14 protein-coding genes are annotated in these 16512 nt (G+C 73.6%); 12 read left to right on the top strand and 2 right to left on the bottom strand.

From position 1 onward, the window contains the following. The first annotated feature begins 117 nt into the window (after positions 1-117). The 9 genes from ACPXCS_RS08100 to ACPXCS_RS08060 all read left to right on the top strand — a co-directional run bounded on the left by ACPXCS_RS08100 (position 118) and on the right by ACPXCS_RS08060 (position 10065). Positions 118-717, top strand: coding sequence for an abortive infection family protein (locus ACPXCS_RS08100; protein WP_425944963.1), 600 nt, complete (start codon positions 118-120; stop codon positions 715-717). 248 nt (positions 718-965) lie between these two features. Further along, positions 966-1370, top strand: coding sequence for a hypothetical protein (locus ACPXCS_RS08095; RefSeq protein ID WP_425944678.1), 405 nt, complete (start codon positions 966-968; stop codon positions 1368-1370). 250 nt (positions 1371-1620) lie between these two features. Beyond that, on the top strand, positions 1621-2739 hold the full coding sequence (locus ACPXCS_RS08090; RefSeq protein WP_425944677.1) for an aminoglycoside phosphotransferase: 1119 nt from the start codon (positions 1621-1623) through the stop codon (positions 2737-2739). Between the two features lie 25 nt (positions 2740-2764). Next, positions 2765-3592 (top strand): MOSC domain-containing protein, encoded by an 828-nt coding sequence (locus ACPXCS_RS08085; RefSeq protein WP_425944676.1) that lies wholly within the window; start codon positions 2765-2767, stop codon positions 3590-3592. Between the two features lie 195 nt (positions 3593-3787). After that, complete coding sequence (locus ACPXCS_RS08080; RefSeq protein WP_425944675.1) at positions 3788-4888, top strand: glycoside hydrolase family 43 protein; 1101 nt, start codon at positions 3788-3790, stop codon at positions 4886-4888. Position 4889: 1 nt separating this feature from the next. After that, positions 4890-6299: an RICIN domain-containing protein gene (locus ACPXCS_RS08075; RefSeq protein ID WP_425944674.1), complete on the top strand. Its 1410-nt coding sequence runs from the start codon at positions 4890-4892 to the stop codon at positions 6297-6299. Further along, entirely contained in the window at positions 6296-7336 is a 1041-nt protein-coding gene (locus tag ACPXCS_RS08070) for a rhamnogalacturonan acetylesterase (RefSeq protein ID WP_425944673.1), read from the top strand. Before ACPXCS_RS08075 ends, ACPXCS_RS08070 begins: the two co-directional genes overlap by 4 nt. Positions 7337-7414: 78 nt before the next feature. Further along, positions 7415-9097 carry a DUF2264 domain-containing protein gene (locus ACPXCS_RS08065; RefSeq protein ID WP_425944672.1) on the top strand — a complete coding sequence of 561 codons (1683 nt, stop codon included), beginning with the start codon at positions 7415-7417 and terminating at the stop codon, positions 9095-9097. Between the two features lie 176 nt (positions 9098-9273). Next, positions 9274-10065: an isocitrate lyase/PEP mutase family protein gene (locus tag ACPXCS_RS08060; RefSeq protein WP_425944671.1), complete on the top strand. Its 792-nt coding sequence runs from the start codon at positions 9274-9276 to the stop codon at positions 10063-10065. Between the two features lie 50 nt (positions 10066-10115). Here ACPXCS_RS08060 and ACPXCS_RS08055 read toward each other — a convergent pair whose 3' ends face one another. Both ACPXCS_RS08055 and ACPXCS_RS08050 read right to left on the bottom strand, forming a co-directional pair. Further along, entirely contained in the window at positions 10116-10703 is a 588-nt protein-coding gene (locus tag ACPXCS_RS08055; protein ID WP_425944670.1) for a TetR/AcrR family transcriptional regulator, read from the bottom strand. A 438-nt stretch (positions 10704-11141) separates the two neighbouring features. Beyond that, on the bottom strand, positions 11142-12467 hold the full coding sequence (locus tag ACPXCS_RS08050) for a jacalin-like lectin (RefSeq protein ID WP_425944669.1): 1326 nt from the start codon (positions 12465-12467) through the stop codon (positions 11142-11144). Positions 12468-12716: 249 nt separating this feature from the next. Between ACPXCS_RS08050 and ACPXCS_RS08045 the strand changes: the two genes are divergently transcribed. From ACPXCS_RS08045 to ACPXCS_RS08035, 3 genes are all read left to right on the top strand, one after another. Next, the gene (locus ACPXCS_RS08045; RefSeq protein ID WP_425944668.1) at positions 12717-14408 is read left to right on the top strand and encodes a PHP domain-containing protein; all 1692 of its coding nucleotides are present in this window, start codon (positions 12717-12719) and stop codon (positions 14406-14408) included. Then, positions 14390-14917 carry a hypothetical protein gene (locus ACPXCS_RS08040; RefSeq protein WP_425944667.1) on the top strand — a complete coding sequence of 176 codons (528 nt, stop codon included), beginning with the start codon at positions 14390-14392 and terminating at the stop codon, positions 14915-14917. The genes ACPXCS_RS08045 and ACPXCS_RS08040 overlap by 19 nt, the downstream gene beginning before the upstream one ends. A 269-nt stretch (positions 14918-15186) precedes the next feature. Then, complete coding sequence (locus ACPXCS_RS08035) at positions 15187-16491, top strand: MFS transporter (RefSeq protein ID WP_425944666.1); 1305 nt, start codon at positions 15187-15189, stop codon at positions 16489-16491. Positions 16492-16512: the final 21 nt, after the last annotated feature.

Below are 16512 nucleotides of genomic sequence, written 5' to 3'. Positions count from 1 at the left end.
CTGGCCACGGACCTGACCGTCCGTATCGTGGCTGAGCTGTGGGAGGACCACGGGTTCGCTCCCATCCCGCCAGATGAGCTGAAGTATCAGGACCCGGGCCAGCGGCGGACCGAGTTCATGCTCTATGCGGAGGGCGTGGACTGGTCTGATTCGGATCAGGTCCGGCGTGCGCTCCTGGTCTTCGAGGACTTCATCCGCGCGTACCGGGATCCCGATCAGCAGGGCACCCCGAAGTGGCTGGACGACATCCGAGTCCGCCTGGAGCGTGACGGGTTCGCGCTTGACAAGGAGGGTCGGATCTCCTGGTCCACCCCGCCTGTGCTGGCTCGAGACCTCAGCACACTGAGCGACGCCTCGGGCATCACGATCGAGCTGGAGCGCATCCGGCGTGACCTGACGACCGACCCTCACGGGGCCATCGGTGCGGCCAAGCAGCTCATCGAGGCCACGGCTAAGACGGCCCTCCGGGAGCTGAGTATCGAGGTCGACAGGAACGCCGCGCTTCCCTCACTGATTAGCACGGTCCAGAAGGTGCTGAAGCTCGACGCAGCTTCGGCTTCGGACGGCCCAGACGGCAGCAAGGCTGTGAAGAAGATTCTTTCCGGTTCGGTGAACATCGCCGTGGGTGTCGCCGAGTTGCGCAACCAGGGCTTTGGTAGCGGCCACGGCCAGGCGAGCGTACCGTCCGGGCTGGGAGTCTCCGTCACGCTCGCCTGACGGTCAACGCAGCCGTCACCTGGTGTGAACTGATTCTCGACACGCTCGCCGATCCATCGGCCCCGTGGCGCATCAGCGGAGTCTGAACAGCTCTGAGGGCGATGGAGCCAGCCGGAACGGGGCCGACTTGCTTCCGCCCGGAGCAACAGGATTTGACTCGTTCCGCGATGAAAAATATAGACGTCCGAACTTGAGGTGATCTTTCAGCCACTGGACACTGAGGATCCGCCAGGTGTGAGGACGAGTACATGAGTTACGCCGAAGAAGAAGCAGAGATGGCGCGACGCTCCGTGGAGCACCAGCAGTTCATCGACATGGGCCACGACATCGCATATGGCGGTCAGGGCTCGCCGGGGTACGAAGACTCTGTGTCGTACGACTACAACTCACTTACACCGCTGCAACAGCGCCAGAAAGACCTGGAGCTTGAAGCGGCCCTGCGCGCACCCCGGCTCATCCGTGAGGCCCGGGAGGAGCGGGAACGACTGGCGCGGAAGGCTGAGGAGGAACTGAAGCGGGAGCGTGAGGCCCGCGCCCGTGAGGAGGCCACCCGGCCCACAGCTCCGCTCGCCACTCCCTCCCCGTTGAAGACCGTGGCCCTGTGGATCGTCGGCATCCTTTGCGTTCTCGTGCTCCTCGCGGTGCTGTCCTGATCACTTCCAAAACACTTCGACCCGGTTCGGGTTCCTCTCGCTGAAGGGCCGGGTCGCGGCGTGTCATGGGATCTCGCTGATCAGACCCCGGTACACCGACTGCTGCGGAAGGCCGCAGAGCTACTGAAGGCGTGGAAGGGGGTACTCCGCCCCGGAAGCAGGCGTGCTCTTCCTGTTCGCCAGGATTCCGGTGTACGTGTGGCTGTGGGGACACCGGGACAGGGCCGGGGCGGCGGCATAGCATCGGGGGATGCCCGAGGTCGCTGTCGCAGATGCCGAAGTACGTGAGGTGCTGGGGGTCCCGGCGGCCCGGGCGGTGTGCGAACCGCTCACGCACAACCCCTCCAACGGCGTCACGGCCGGGGTGTGGCGGGTCGCCGGCGGCGGCCGCACGGCCGTGCTGAAGGTGCTCACGCGGACGAGGGAGACCGGCGTCGCGTGGGCGGCCTCGAACGACCCGCGGCACTGGAACTTCTGGCGCCGGGAGGCCTACGTCTACCGGTCCGGGCTGGCCCGCATCTGGGAACGGCACGGCATCCGGGCGCCCCGGCTGCTGGAGTGCGTCGAACGAGCCGACGGGGACGTGGCGTTGTGGCTGGAGGACGTGCCGGGCACCCCGGCCACCTCCTGGTCCCCGGCCCGCCACGTGGAGCACGCCTACCGGCTCGGCGCCGCGCAGGGAGCGGTCGGCGCGGGGGAGGACCTGCCGTGGCTGTCGCAGCGCTTCCTGCGGGACCGCACGGCGGGCAAGGTCACGGGCGAGGACCTGCTGGACGACGACGAGGCGTGGCGGCACCCCCTGGTCCGGCGGCACTTCCCGCCCGGCCTGCGCGCGGACATGGTCCGTCTGCGGCACGACCGCGAGTGGTTCCTGACGGTCATGGAGTCCCTCCCGCGCGCCCTGTCCCACCTCGACCAGTGGCCGGCCAACGTCCTCTCCGGCGGCCCCGGCACCAGCGTCCTGCTGGACTGGGCCTGCACGGGCGACGGCGCCTTCGGCGAGGACCTCGGCACTTACCTCCCCGGATCCGTCCTCGACCACTTCCTGCCCGCCGAGGAACTCCCCGGTCTGACCAAGGCGGCCTACGACGCCTATCTTCACGGCCTGCGCACGAGCGGCTGGCGCGGTGACGAACACCTCGTCCGCCTCGGCGTGTGCGCCTCCGCCGTGAAGTACGACCGGCTCACCGCGCTGATGCCGGCCCGGGCGGACGAGGCGCCGGTGGCGTACGGCGGCGCGGACGCCGTGCCGGCCGAACTCCGCTTCCGCGAACGGGGCCTGACGCTGGCGTACCTGGCCGAATGGGCGGCGGAGGCCAGAGTCCTGGCTCCGCGGCTGGGCTTCCCGCCGGCCCCGAGCGGACGCTGACCGCGCGCGACGGGACGGAGGGGTCATGGCCCGGGTGACCGACCTGCTGTACTACCCCGTCAAGGGGTGCGCCGGGACGTCGGCGCGCGAGACGGTGCTGACCCCGGCCGGGCCGGTGCACGACCGCAGCTTCATGGTGGTGAGCGAGGAGGGCGGGTACCGCACGCAGCGCCGCGATCCCCGCCTGGCCGTCGTCCGCCCCGCCGTGTCCCCCGACGGGGCGCACCTCACGCTCACCGCACCCGGGGCCGGGTCCCTCCGCCTCCCGGTCCGCACGTCCGGCCCCCGGCGGGCGGTCGACCTGTTCGGAACGGCCTACCGGGGCATCGACCAGGGCGACGAGGCGGCGGCCTGGTTCTCCGAGGTGCTGGGGGCGCGCAGCCGGCTCGTGCGCGTACCGCCGGAACACCACCGGGTGACCGACGGCATGACACCCGGCACCTCCGGCTACGCCGACAGCTGTGCCGTGCACGTCCTCTCCCGGGCCACGCTCGACCTGCTGGACCGCGCCCTCGCCGAACGCGGCGTCCGGCCGCTGCCGGTCGGCCGCTTCCGCCCCAACCTCGTCGTCGACGGCTGGGACGAGCCCCACACCGAGGACCGCGCCCGTCTCCTGCGCGTCGGCGGCGCCGAACTGGGCTACGCCAAGCTCGCCATCCGCTGCGCCGTGGTCCTGGTCGACCAGGACCAGGGGGTCAGGGCGGGTCCGGAGCCGCTGCGCACCCTCGCCGGCTACCGGCGGGCGGCCCGGGGCGGTGTCGCCTTCGGCGCGAAGTACGCCGTGCTCAGGCCCGGCTCCGTCGCCGTCGGGGACGAGGTGGAGGTCGGCCTGTGGGGGCGGTCCGAGCTGTGAGGCCCACCGGCCGGAGCCGGCCGGTCCGGTGCGAGGGCGCAGCACCGCCGAACGACTGGTCCCGTCGGACCCGTTGACCTCCCCGTGCCACCCCCTTACCTTTTCGGCGTTCGTTATTACAGATGGTGTTCGAAAGGTCGAACGTATCGGCATCTCGCACCACGTGGTGTGTTCCCCCCATGAGAGGCAGGCCGCATGAGCCGCGACCCCGCTCTGCCCGAACCCCCCAGCCGCAGGCTGCTGCTGAAGGGCGCCGCAGCCGCCGGCGCCGCCGGAGCCCTGGCCGCCGTCCCCGCCGCCCCCGCCGTCGCCCGGACGGCCGGGCACGACCGGCCGTCCGGGCCGGCCCCCTTCGCCAACCCGCTCGTCCGCAACCGCGCCGACCCGCACATCCACCGGCACAAGGACGGCCACTACTACTTCACCGCCACCGTCCCCGAGTACGACCGCATCGTCCTGCGCCGCTCCCGCACCCTCGACGGCCTCGGCACGGCGGCCGAGTCCGTCATCTGGCGCGCCCACGCCACCGGTCCGATGGGCGCCCACATCTGGGCGCCCGAACTGCACCGCATCGGCGGCAAGTGGTACGTCTACTTCGCCTCCGCGCCCGCCGAGGACGTCTGGGCGATCCGCGTCTGGGTGCTGGAGAACGCCCACCCCGACCCCTTCCGCGGCACCTGGGTGGAGCGGGGACAGGTCAAGACCGCCTGGGAGACGTTCTCGCTGGACGCCACCACCTTCACCCACCGGGGCAGGCGCTACCTCGCCTGGGCGCAGCACGAGCCCGGCATGGACAACAACACCGGCATCTTCCTGTCCGAGATGGCGAACCCGTGGACCCTGAAGGGCCCGCAGGTGCGGCTCTCCACCCCGGAGTACGACTGGGAGTGCATCGGCTTCAAGGTGAACGAGGGCCCGTACGTCCTCAAGCGCAACGGTCGCCTGTTCATGACCTACTCGGCCAGCGCCACCGACGCGCACTACTGCGTGGGCCTGCTGACCGCCGACACCGACAGCCACCTGCTGGACCCGCTGAGCTGGACCAAGTCGCCCGTCCCGGTCTTCACCAGCAACGACACGACGAAGCAGTACGGCCCCGGCCACAACTGCTTCACGGTCGCCGAGGACGGCCGCACCGACGTGCTCGTCTACCACGTCCGCCCGTACAAGGAGATCGACGGCGACCCGCTGGACGACCCCAACCGCCACACCCGGGTGCAGAAGCTCGGCTGGAAGGCGGACGGCACCCCCGACTTCGGCATACCGGTCGCCGACACGGCCAGGGCGGGTGACTGACATGAGACGCGCGTACGCCGCCCTGCTCGCCCTGTGCCTCGGCCTGCTCGGCACGCTCGCCACCGCCGGGCCCGCCCGGGCCGCGCCCCAGACGATCACCAACGGCACCCAGTTCAGGGACACTTCGGGAAACCCCGTCCACGCCCATGGCGGTGGGGTCCTCAAGGTCGGCTCCTACTACTACTGGTTCGGCGAGCACCGCAACGCCGACAACACCTTCCGCTACGTCGACGCCTACCGCTCGACCGACCTGAAGAACTGGGAGTTCCGCAACCACGTCCTGACCGAGGCGAGCGACCCGGAGCTCGCCACCGCCAACATCGAGCGGCCGAAGGTCATGTACAACGCGGCCACCGGCACGTTCGTGATGTGGATGCACAAGGAGAACGGCAGCGACTACAGCGAGGCCCGCGCGGCCGTCGCCGTCTCCGACACCGTCGACGGGAACTACACCTGGAAGGGCAGCTTCCGGCCGCTCGGCCGGCACATGTCCCGCGACATCACGGTCTTCACCGACACCGACGGCGCCGGCTACATGATCTCCGCCGCCCGCGAGAACTACGACCTGCAGATCTACCGCCTCACCGCCGACTACACCGGCATCGCAGGCCTGGTCGCCAACCCCTGGCCCGGCGGCCACCGCGAGGCCCCCGCCCTGTTCAAGCGGAACGGCGTGTACTTCATGCTGACCTCGGGCGCGACGGGCTGGAACCCCAACCAGCAGCAGTACGCCACCGCCACGAACATCGCCGGGCCCTGGTCGGCCATGAGGAACATCGGCGACGCGACGACGTACGGCTCGCAGACCGCGTTCGTCCTGCCCGTGCAGGGCGCCTCGGGCACCTCCTACCTGTACCTGGGCGACCGCTGGGGCAACTCCTTCGGCGGCACCGTCAACGACTCGCGGTACGTGTGGCTGCCGCTGGCCTTCTCCGACTCGACCACGATGTCCATGTCCTGGTCGCCGGAGATCACCGTCGACACCGCCGCCGGGACCGTCTCCGGCACCAGTGCCACCTACAGCACGCTGATCGCCCGCCACTCCTCCAGGTGCGCGGACGTCACGAGCCAGTCGCTGTGGCAGGGCGCCCAGCTCAAGCAGTACGACTGCAACGGCGGCGCCAACCAGAAGTACTGGTTCAGGTCCGTCGGCGGCGGCTCCTACCAGCTGATGGTCAGGAACAGCTCGCTGTGCGTGCAGGAGAACGCGAACACCGTCACGCAGGAGAACTGCGACGCCTCCGCCCCGAGCCAGCAGTGGTCGCTGACCACCACCGGCTCCCACCTGAACGTCAGGTCACGGGCGAGCGGCGAGTGCCTGGACGTGAACGGCGGATCCACCGCCAACGGCGCCGCGATCATCACGTACACGTGCAACGGCGGAACCAACCAGCAGTGGAGCCGCGCGTGAGACGTCTCAGCATCGCCGTCGTGACGGCCGTGGCCCTGGGAACCGCCGCACCGGCCGCACCGGCCGCACCCTCGGCCGGAACCCCCGCGGGCCCCGCGCCGTGCACCGCCGGTGTCTGCCACTTCGACCTGCCGCCGGGCACCTACGACGTGCGGGTCACCCTCGGCGGGGCGGCCGCGTCCGGCACCAGCGTCAGCGGCGAGACCCGCCGCGCCCTGCTGCCCGAGACGGCCGTCCCCGCCGGGGAGCGCGTCACCCGGCGCTTCACCGTGGACGTCCGCACCCCCGAGGGCGAGCCCACCGGTCCCGACGGAACTCCCGGCCTCGACCTGCGGATCGGCGGGTCCGCTCCCGCACTCGCCGGCCTCCGGGTCACCCCGGCCCGACACGCCCGCCGGATCCTCCTGGTCGGCGACTCCACCGTCTGCGACCAGCCCGGCGCCCCGTACTCCGGCTGGGGACAGCAGCTTCCCCAGTACCTCCGCGGCGGTGTCTCCGTCGCCAACTACGCCGATTCCGGGGAGAGTACGGTGTCGTATCTGGGGAACCCGCGGCTGTGGGCCACCGTACGGCCCCTGATCCGCCCCGGCGACCTGGTGCTCGTCCAGCTCGCCCACAACGACAAGACCACGGACGAGGCCACCTACCGGGCCAACCTGGAGACCCTGGTGGCGGGCGTGCGGGAGCGGGGCGGACAGCCGGTCCTTGTCACTCCGATCGTGCGCCGCTGGTTCAACGCCGACGGCACGCTGAACAACGGAACCGCCCTCCTGGTCAACGGCCAGGGCGTCGACCACCCCGCGGTCGTCCGCTCCGTGGCCGCCGCGCGGGACGTGCCGCTGATCGACCTCACGGCGAAGACCAAGGCGCTCGTGGAGGCCCTGGGCGTGGAGGCGTCCAAGGCGCTGTACCTCACCGACGAGGCGCGGGACAACACCCACACCTCCGTGCGCGGTGCGACCGTCTACGCGGGTCTGGTCCGCGACGAACTCGTCACCCGGCACCTGGTGCCCCGGGGCACGGTGCGGGTGGGATGAGCCCCTGGGGCGCCCCGACCGGAACCGGGGCGCTCCAGGCCCGATCAGTCCGACCGGTCCGAGCACGGAAGAGAACCGATGCAGCTGCCCCCCGCCGACCGCACGGCGTCCCCGTTCACCGGCTACACCCGCGCCCACTGGGAGGCGGCCGCCGACGCCCTGCTCGCCGCCGTCGAGCCCTACGCGTCCGAGGACCGCGCGCTGTACCACCTGCCCGGCGACCGCACCAGCTGGTCCGGCCGCCTCTCCGACGGTCTGGAGGGGTACGCGCGCACCCTGCTGCTGGCCGCCTTCCGCCGCGACGAGAAGGCCCTGGAGCGCTACGCGGCCGGTCTCGCGGCCGGGGTGTCGGGCGTCTGGCCGCGCATCGAGGACCGCGGCCAGCCCCTGGTGGAGGCCGCGTCCGTCGCCCTGGCCCTGCGCCTGACCCGCGACCTGCTCTGGGACCGCCTCGACGACGGTGTGCGGCAGCGCGCGGCGGCCTGGCTTGCCGACGCGCTCACGGCCGAACCCTGGCCCTGCAACTGGGAGTTGTTCCCCCTCACGGTCGGCGGCTTCCTCGCGGAGACCGGCCACGAGCCGGAGGCGTCCCGCGCGGCGATCGACCGCGGCCTGGAACGCATCGAGCAGTGGTACAGGGGCGACGGCTGGTACACCGACGGCGACGGCCGCAAGTACGACTACTACAACGGCTGGGCGATGCACCTCTACCCCGTGCTGCACGCCTGGCTGGAGCGGGACGAGCGCCTGCTGGAGCTGTACGGGAGCCGCCTGGAGCGGCATCTCGACGACTACGCCCGGTTGTTCGGGGGCGACGGCGCCCCGATGCACCAGGGGCGTTCCCTGACCTACCGCTTCGCGACGACCGCCCCGCTGTGGCTGGGCGCGCTGACCGGCCGCACGCCGCTGGAGCCGGGCGAGACCCGGCGTCTGGCGTCGGGCGCGCTGCGGTACTTCCTGGAGCGGGGCGCCGTCGACGACCGGGGCCTGCTGACCCTCGGCTGGCACGGCCCCGACCCGTCCGTCCTGCAGGGCTATTCGGGCCCGGCCTCCCCGTACTGGGCGAGCAAGGGCTTCCTCGGCCTGCTCCTGCCGCCGGAGCACGAGGTGTGGACGGCGGCCGAACGCCCCGGACCGGCCGGGCGCGAGGACGCCGTCACCCCCGTCGGACCGCCCAACTGGCTGCTGCAGTCGACCCGTGGTGACGGCGTCGTCCGCCTCCACAACCACGGCAGCGAGGACGTCCGCTACGACCCGTACTACACACGCCTCGCCTACTCCACGGTGACGGCCCCCACGCAGGCGTACGACAACAGCGTGATCGTGGGCGGCGACCCGGGCCGCACGGGGATCGAGCCGCTGGGCACCGGCGAGGGCTGGGCGGCCTCGCGGCACACGGCGGGCGGGGGAGCGAGGGTGACGAGCGTGGTGCTGGCGCGCGGGGCGGTGGAGGTCCGCGCCCACCTGGTCGTGGGTGCCGAGCCGGGCACGACGGTGCGCGTGACCGGGTGGAGCGCCCCGGAGGGCGTCCGCGCGGAGATCCTGCCCGCCGTCCGCCTGGACGCCGGCCTGACCGGCGTCACCACCGGGGACGCCACCCTGTTCGTCGCGCTGGCCCGGCTCACCGCCGAACCGGACCCCCTGCCGCTGGCCGGGACGGTGAGCGTCGGCGAGGACGGGGAGGGCGCGCTGACGGTCCGCTGGAGCGAGGGGCCCGAGGTGCGGCTCCGGCTGGACGAGGCCGGGGTGCGCGTGCACTGACGCGGCCCGGCGCCGGCGTACGGGGGCCGGCCTACAGGGGCGGCCGGCCCGGGGTGCGCCGGCGTGCCCCGCGCTGCGGCAGGGGCGGGCACGGCCATCGGGCGTGCACGGGACCGGCCCGCGCGGACGGCCGTTGTTCGGCGTGGGCCGAAACGATCCGGGCCTAGCGTGGCGGCATGACCGAGCATCCCCGGCGGACCCCGCCCGGCACCGAATTCGCCGCGCTCCACCACCGCGAGGAGCCACTGCTGCTGCCCAACGCGTGGGACTACGCCTCCGCACGGGCCCTCGCCGGGCAGGGGTTCCGGGCGGTGGCGACGACGAGCCTCGGCGTGGCCGCCGTCGCGGGCCTGCCCGACGCGGTGGCCGCGACCCGCGAGGAGACGCTCCGGCTGGCCCTCGCCCTCGGCTCGCAGCCGCTGCTGCTGTCCGTCGACGCCGAGGGCGGCTTCGGCGACGACCCGGACGAGGTCGCGGAGTTCGCACGCGAGCTGTACGCCGTCGGCGCCGCCGGGATCAACCTGGAGGACGGCCTCGGGCCCGCCGCGCACACGGCTGCGAAGATCGCCGCCGTCAAACGGGCCGTTCCCGCGCTCTTCGTCAACGCCCGCACCGACACGCACTGGCTGGGCGACGGCGACGGCGCGGACACGCTCCGCCGCCTCGACGCCTACCAGGAAGCCGGCGCGGACTGCGTGTTCGTCCCCGGCCTCACCGACCCGTACCGCATCGCCGCCCTGGTCCGTCACCTGGACGTCCCCCTCAACGTCCTCTACACACCCGCCGGCCCGCCCGTCCGGCAGCTCGCCGGGGCGGGGGCCCGCCGGATCAGCCTCGGCTCCCTGCTGTACCGCAGGGCGCTGGGCGCGGCGCTGGAGGCGGCGGCCGACATCCGGGCGGGCCGGACGCCGGGCGGGACGACACCCTCGTACGGCGACGTGGCGGGGCTGCTCCCACCGCCCGGCTGACCGGGTCCGGCCGAGGGGACGAGCCTCCACTGCCGAACGGGCCGGTTCCGTCACGCGCCGGGCGTCCCCTCCTCGCGCGGCCAGTTGAGCAGCAGCACGTGCAGGGCGTCGATCGCCTTGTCCCAGGAGGCCTGCACGTCCCGGGGCGCGCCGAAGGCACCGGTGGACTCCAGGGCGCAGTAGCCGTGGAAGGCGCTGCGCAGCAGACGCACGGCGTCGGTGAGGTCGGGTTCCTCCAGGCCGTAGGCGCGGAGCATGCCGTAGGTCACCTCGGCGGTGCGGCGCAGGGCGGGGGAGTCGGCGACCAGGGCCTGGTCCAGGGGGAGCTGGGTCGCCGCGTAGCGGCCGGGGTGCTCCAGGGCGTAGGCCCGGTACGCGGCGGCGAACGCGGCGAGCGCGTCCCGGCCGGTGCGCCCGGCGACCGCCGCCGCGATCCGGTCGATCATCTCGGAGCCCGCGAGCAGGGCCATGCGGGTGCGCAGATCCCGCAGGTTCCTGACGTGCGAGTACAGACTCGCGTCCTTCACGCCGAAGCGGCGGGCCAGCGCGGACAGGGTGACGTGCTCGAACCCGGCCTCGTCGGCGAGGTCGGCCGCCGCCGCGACGAGACGGTCCGGGGTGAGGCCGGCTCTGGGCATGGGTCTCGGACCTCCCTCTCGGACGGGGCCGTGTCGGCTGGGGCCGTGTGATCGTAGCGGGCGCCGAGCCGGGGACCGGGGGACCGGGCGCACGCGCCCCGGTCCCCGGGTACGGCACGGCCCGGAGGCCGGCACGGCCCGGCGGCCGGGCCCGGGTCGGCCCGGCGGTCGGGTACGGGTCGGCCCGGCACCCGAGTACGGCGCGGTCCGGAGGCCTACGCGGTCCGGCACCCGGGTACGGCACGGCCCGGTGGCCGGGTATGGCGCGGTCCGGAGGGCTACGCGGTCCGGTGGCCGGGTACGGCGCGGTCCGGCGGTCGGCGCGGCCCGGCACCCGGGTACGGCGCGGCGGCCTCGGCGCGGGCCGTGCTGCCGTGGCGGCGTCCGGGACCGCCGGGGGCGCGGCCGTCCCGGGTGCCGCCGGCCGGTGCCCGCCGCTCAGCTCACGGGCGCGTGGATCACGCCCAGCTTGTCGATCTCGGAGCCCGCCCGGCCCGTGAAGCCGACGATCCGCCGGCCGGCCGGTGCGGTGAAGGTCCGCGCGTCGGACGTGGGCGTGCCGGCGGACAGGGTGCGGCCCCGGTCGGTGGTGAAGGACGCCGAGAAGATGCGGGTACGGCCGTCCTTCTGCCCTTGCGTCAGCCGCACGGTGGTCAGGTGCTCGCCGGGCGCCAGCGTCAGCGACCTGGCCGTGCCGCCCGTGCCGCCGTGGGCGAGGACCGTGCCGTCGTCGTGGGTGAGCGAGAGCGCGTCCAGGCGGGCGTCGCCGCGCAGGGTCAGGGTGCGGGGCGCCAGGGCCGCGGGCAGGTCGTCCGCGTCGTTGAACGCCGTGCCGTGCGGGCCGCCGAAGAAGTCGCTCGCGCGCAGCGCCGGATCGAGGGCGTAGGAGAAGCCGACCGTGTGCGGGAAGTGGTCGGAGAGGTGCTTGCCGTCGGAGCGGAGGAAGGAGCGCCAGTCGTTGGCGTACCGGGTGGCGGTGAGGTCCACGAGCGCGCTGCCGCGGTAGAGGACCTTGTCCACCACCTCGCAGTCGTCCGCCGGGGCCACCGCGTCGCACAGCAGCGCGTCGGAGCCCTGCGCCGGCGGGGTGCCGCCGCGCACCCGCTCGACCCACGCGTCGGTCAGGCCGTTCTCCGTCAGCAGGGTGCGGATGTTGTCGCCGGTGCGCGTGTACCGGGTGTTGGTGTCGCCCATGACGATCACCGCGTTGCCCGAGGAGTTCGCCCGCACGAAGTCGGAGAGCTGCTCGATGTTGGCCCGGCGCGCGGCCAGCGCCTCCTCGGTCGAGTCGGCGTTGGTGTGGACGTTGTACAGGTCGACGTAGGCGCCTTCGGCCAGGCGGACCCGCGCCAGCGTGAAGCCCTTGGGCGTCAGGCAGTTGGTGCCGGTGCAGTCGTTCCACCTCACCCGCTGGAAGTCCTCGAAGGGGAGGTCCGACAGGGTGTTGAGGCCGTCGCCGAAGGCCGCGCCGCCGCTGGTCGCCGTGCGGTACGGGTGCTGGTCGTGGGCGTACAGCGACGCGTGGTAGTTGAAGTCCTCCTGCACGTTCACGATGTCGTACGGCCCGAGCCGCTGCCCGATCAGCGGGGTGTTGGTCTCGGGGTCGCTGTCGCCGAGGCCGAGGGGGAGCCCGGCGATGTTGTACGTGAGCACGGTGAAGGAGCCGGTGGCCGCGGTGGCCGCCGCCGCGGGGGTGGCGGTGGCGGCGGTGAGTCCGCCGAGGGCCAGGGCGGCGGCGGTGAGGGTGCCGAGGAGTCGTCTCATGGTGGGGGTCTCTCCGGTCGGGGAGGCGCGACGGAACCTGAACGATGCTCAGGTTGTGTGCCCATCAGTGTGACGAACAAGGGGAGTCGAGAGAACAGTGACGGACGGGGACAGCCCGCCGTGCCGGGGCCGCCCGCCGCTCACCCCCCAGTCGTTCAACGTTCACGTTTCGCCTCGATCCTCCACACGCGGCGTGATCACGCGCCGCGGGAGGCAGCCGCCGTACCGGCGGCACACAGGAGGCGCTTCATGGGACACGGGCACGCACACGGCCATCACCACCACGGGCACGACCACGAGCACGAGGCCGCACAGGCCCTGCCCGCCGCCTTCGACACCTCCGTCCCCGACGAGGCCCTCACCCCCGAGCAGGCCTCACGCCGCTCGCTGCTGCGCCGCGCCGGGCTGCTCGGCGCGGGGCTCGCGGCCGGCAGCGTCCTCACCCCGGCCGCGCCCGCCGCCGCGGCCGCAGGCCGCCGCCGGGACGGCTTCCTGTGGCTCGCCGGCGACCACCACATCCACACCCAGTACAGCAGCGACGGCAAGTACCGCGTCGTCGACCAGGTCCGCCAGGGCGCCAAGCACGGCATGGACTGGCTCGTCATCACCGACCACGGCAGCGCCACCCACGCGAGGATCGGCGTGGAGAAGGTCAACCCCGACATCCGGGCGGCCCGCGCCGCCCACCGCGACACCCTCGTCTTCCAGGGCCTGGAGTGGAACATCCCGGCCGCCGAGCACGGCACCGTCTTCGTGCACCCCGGCCGCAACGAGGTCGCCGTCCTCAAGCAGTTCGAGACCGACTACGACGGCAGCGTCAAGAACGCCTCCGACTCCACACCGGCCAACGAGGCGCTCGCCGTCGCGGGTCTGAACTTCCTCGCCGACCAGGTCAGGCGCCGCAAGGTCGAGGACGCCCTGATGCTCGCCAACCACCCGGCCCGGCGCGGCGTCGACTCCCCGCACGAGATCCGCGCCTGGCGCGACGCCACCGGCTCCGGCCGGCAGATCGCCGTCGGCTTCGAGGGCGCCCCCGGCCACCAGGCCGCCGGCCTGCCCGCCCCGCTCGGCATGGGCCGTGCCCGCGGCATCTACGACAACAGCCCCGGCGCCAACTCCTTCCCCGGGTACCCGCCCGAGAGCTACCGCACCTGGGGCGGGTTCGACTGGATGACCGCCACCGTCGGCGGCCTGTGGGACAGCCTCCTCGCCGAGGGCAAGCCCTGGTGGATCACCGCCAACTCCGACTCCCACCAGGTCTACGCGGACACCGCCGTGCGCGGTCCCGGCGGCGACTTCAACGCCGACGGCCGCTACCCGGACCCCGTGTACGGCGGGAAGATCGACGTCACCCAGGGCGACTACTGGCCCGGCCAGTACAGCCGCACCCACGTGGGCGCCGACGGCTTCTCCTACGCCGCCGTGATGGACGGCATCCGCGCCGGCCGCGTCTGGGTCGACCACGGGCAGCTCGTCGACGCCGTGGACGTGCGCGTGACGGGCGGCGGCCGCCGGGCCACGCTCGGCGGCGCGCTGCACGTGAAGAAGGGCACCCGGGTCACGCTCACCGTCGACGTCACCCCGGCCGGCGGCCCCAACTGGGCCGGTTTCCTGCCCGAGCTGGCCCGTGTCGACGTCATCCAGGGCGAGGTGACCGGGCCCGTGGCCGACCGGGACACCTTCACGGCCCCGACCGCGAAGGTCGTCAGGGCGTACGACGTCAGCAAGGCCACCGGCACCGTCCGCCTCACCCTCGACCTCGGCCGCGTGGACCGGCCCGTGTACCTCCGGCTGCGCGGCACCGACGGCAACCGGTCCGCCGTCGGCGCCATGGGCGCGGCCGTCGACCCGGCGGGCCCCGCGCTCGACGTCGTCGGCGACGCCGACCCGTGGCGCGACCTGTGGTTCTACACCAACCCGGTGTGGGTCCTGCCCTCGTGACGCCGTACACCCTCACGGTCGACCCGGGCCTCGGGCAACTGCCCGCCGCCGACCACCTGCTGCACACCCTGGCAGCCGAACTCGCCTTTCCCGAGGACGTGTTCGGCTGCACCCACCTGGTGCGGGGCGAGCGTCCCCGGGTCGTGCTGTCCCTCGCCCTGCCCGCTGAGCCGCTCCAGCGCACCGCCGTGGAGCGGCTCTCGGGCCTGGGACACGCGGTGGCGCCCGGCCTTCCGGACCGGGTGGGGCGTGCGGTGCTCTACCCGGGTGCCGCGTCGCTCACCGGCACGCTGACGATCGCGGACCTGCTGGCCCGGTCCGCGATCGACCGTGTGACCGTCCTCGGCACGCCGGACCCGCCCGGGCCCGGCACACCGCTGGCGACCCGGGACCACGTGCGCCCGCAGTGGCAGGACGGGGAACTGGTGCTGACCGCGATGCCCGCCGCGGGCGGCACCCTCGTCCCCTTCGAGGTGCCCGACCCGACCCCGTGCTGCGCGGACCACTGAGGCGTTCGAGGACCGCCGCGGCAACTCCGGGTCCGCGCCCGGGGGTCGAGCACCCGGTCGTGCCCGGCCCGGCGCGCCGCCTCCTCCACGGCGGTGAACGGACCGCACCGCACGGCCGGGTCGCCGCCGGCCGGGATGCGCCGCGGCCCGGGCAGGAGCCGGAAGTGCTCGGTCACGTGACGGTCTCCATCGTGTCGTCCATCGTGCGGCCGCCGCTGGAACCATGGGACAGCGGGGAGTCCGAGGGACGCGGGACACGGGGAGGCGGCATGACGCACGAGGCGGCACGGCGCGAGGACGAGCCGGGCGGCACCACGGCCGGCTCCGCAGGCCGGGTGCCACCCGGCACCCGGCCGCTGTGGCGGCAGCGGGACTTCGGGATCTTCTGGGCCGCGCAGACCCTGTCCGTGCTGGGCGACTCCTTCGCGCTGATCGCCCTGCCCCTGCTGGTCCTCGATGCCACGGGCTCGGTCGCCCGCATGGGCCTGCTGACGGCGGTGGGCGGGGCGGCGTCGGTCGTGGCGGCCCTCTTCGCCGGGGCGGTGGTGGACCGCGTGGACCGGCGCCGCCTGCTCATCGCCTGCGACCTGGTCCGCATGGGCCTGTACGGCGTGATCCCGCTGGTGTGGCTGGTCGGCCCGCAGCTCTGGCTGCTGTACGTGGTGCTGCCGCTGTGCGAGGCGGTCGGCATGCTCTTCGCGGTCGGCTACGTCACCGTCGTGCGCGGCCTGGTCGGCACCGCCCGACTGACCGAAGCCAACGGGCGGTTGAACGCCACGGCCGCCGCCGCTGGTGTCCTCGGGCCGCTGTGCGCCGGGCTGGTGGCCGCCTGGTCGGGCCCCGCCGCGGCCGTGGGCGTGAACGCGGCCAGCTTCGGGGTGTCGGCGGCGTGCCTGTTCCTCGTACGGTTCCGGCCCCGCCCGCCGGACGAGCGGACCGGGGAGCGCACGGGCCTGTGGCGGGACCTGCGCGTGGGCGTCGACTTCCTCCGCGGCCACCCGGTGCTGCGCTCCCTCACCGTTCTCCTCTTCGGCTTCAGCTTCCTCACTCTGGGCCTGAACGACCTGGTCATCTACCACCTCAAGCACGACCTCGGCCACGACGACGGCACGGTCGGCACCGTCATGGCCGCCGGCGCCCTCGGCACCGTCGCCGGCGCCCTGCTGGTCGCCCGGGTCCGCCGCCGCCTCGGCTTCGGCACGACCTGGACCGGCGCGGTCGCGGTGTGCGGCCTGGCCTTCGCCGGTCTCGGCTGGGCCCGGGACGTGCCCGTGGTGGCCGCCCTGAGCGCCGCCTTCCTCGCCTGCGCCGCCATGGCGGGCACGTGCTCGATGTCGCTGCGCCAGGAGGTCACCCCCGAGCACCTCCTGGGCCGCGTCACCTCCGCCTTCTGGACCCTCCAGTACGCGGCGGCACCGATCGGCGCGGCCGTGCTCACCTGGGCCGCCGAGGAACAGGGCACGGCCCCGGTCGCCCTGGCCGCCGGTGCGGCCTGCGTGCTGCTCGCCGGGACCGCCCTGCGCACCCCCATCCGTGGATCGGGCCGGCCGGCCGGGACCGCCGCGAAGAGGTAGGCGGCGAGTCCCGGCCGGCCG

The organism is Streptomyces sp. DT190 (assembly GCF_049846985.1).
Lineage (GTDB): Bacteria > Actinomycetota > Actinomycetes > Streptomycetales > Streptomycetaceae > Streptomyces.
The sequence above is the reverse complement of the archived record's forward strand: the minus strand, read 5'-3'. Positions and strand labels throughout refer to the sequence as shown.

Excerpts from the sequence above, each read along its gene's own strand:
- ACPXCS_RS08060 (WP_425944671.1), top strand. The coding sequence starts at position 9,274 with ATGACCGAGCATCCCCGGCGGACCCCGCCCGGCACCGAATTCGCCGCG.
- ACPXCS_RS08080 (WP_425944675.1), top strand. The coding sequence starts at position 3,788 with ATGAGCCGCGACCCCGCTCTGCCCGAACCCCCCAGCCGCAGGCTGCTG.
- ACPXCS_RS08075 (WP_425944674.1), top strand. The coding sequence starts at position 4,890 with ATGAGACGCGCGTACGCCGCCCTGCTCGCCCTGTGCCTCGGCCTGCTC.
- ACPXCS_RS08045 (WP_425944668.1), top strand. The coding sequence starts at position 12,717 with ATGGGACACGGGCACGCACACGGCCATCACCACCACGGGCACGACCAC.
- ACPXCS_RS08100 (WP_425944963.1), top strand. The coding sequence starts at position 118 with ATGCTCTATGCGGAGGGCGTGGACTGGTCTGATTCGGATCAGGTCCGG.
- ACPXCS_RS08055 (WP_425944670.1), bottom strand. The coding sequence starts at position 10,703 with ATGCCCAGAGCCGGCCTCACCCCGGACCGTCTCGTCGCGGCGGCGGCC.
- ACPXCS_RS08095 (WP_425944678.1), top strand. The coding sequence starts at position 966 with ATGAGTTACGCCGAAGAAGAAGCAGAGATGGCGCGACGCTCCGTGGAG.
- ACPXCS_RS08085 (WP_425944676.1), top strand. The coding sequence starts at position 2,765 with ATGGCCCGGGTGACCGACCTGCTGTACTACCCCGTCAAGGGGTGCGCC.
- ACPXCS_RS08090 (WP_425944677.1), top strand. The coding sequence starts at position 1,621 with ATGCCCGAGGTCGCTGTCGCAGATGCCGAAGTACGTGAGGTGCTGGGG.
- ACPXCS_RS08065 (WP_425944672.1), top strand. The coding sequence starts at position 7,415 with ATGCAGCTGCCCCCCGCCGACCGCACGGCGTCCCCGTTCACCGGCTAC.
- ACPXCS_RS08035 (WP_425944666.1), top strand. The coding sequence starts at position 15,187 with ATGACGCACGAGGCGGCACGGCGCGAGGACGAGCCGGGCGGCACCACG.
- ACPXCS_RS08050 (WP_425944669.1), bottom strand. The coding sequence starts at position 12,467 with ATGAGACGACTCCTCGGCACCCTCACCGCCGCCGCCCTGGCCCTCGGC.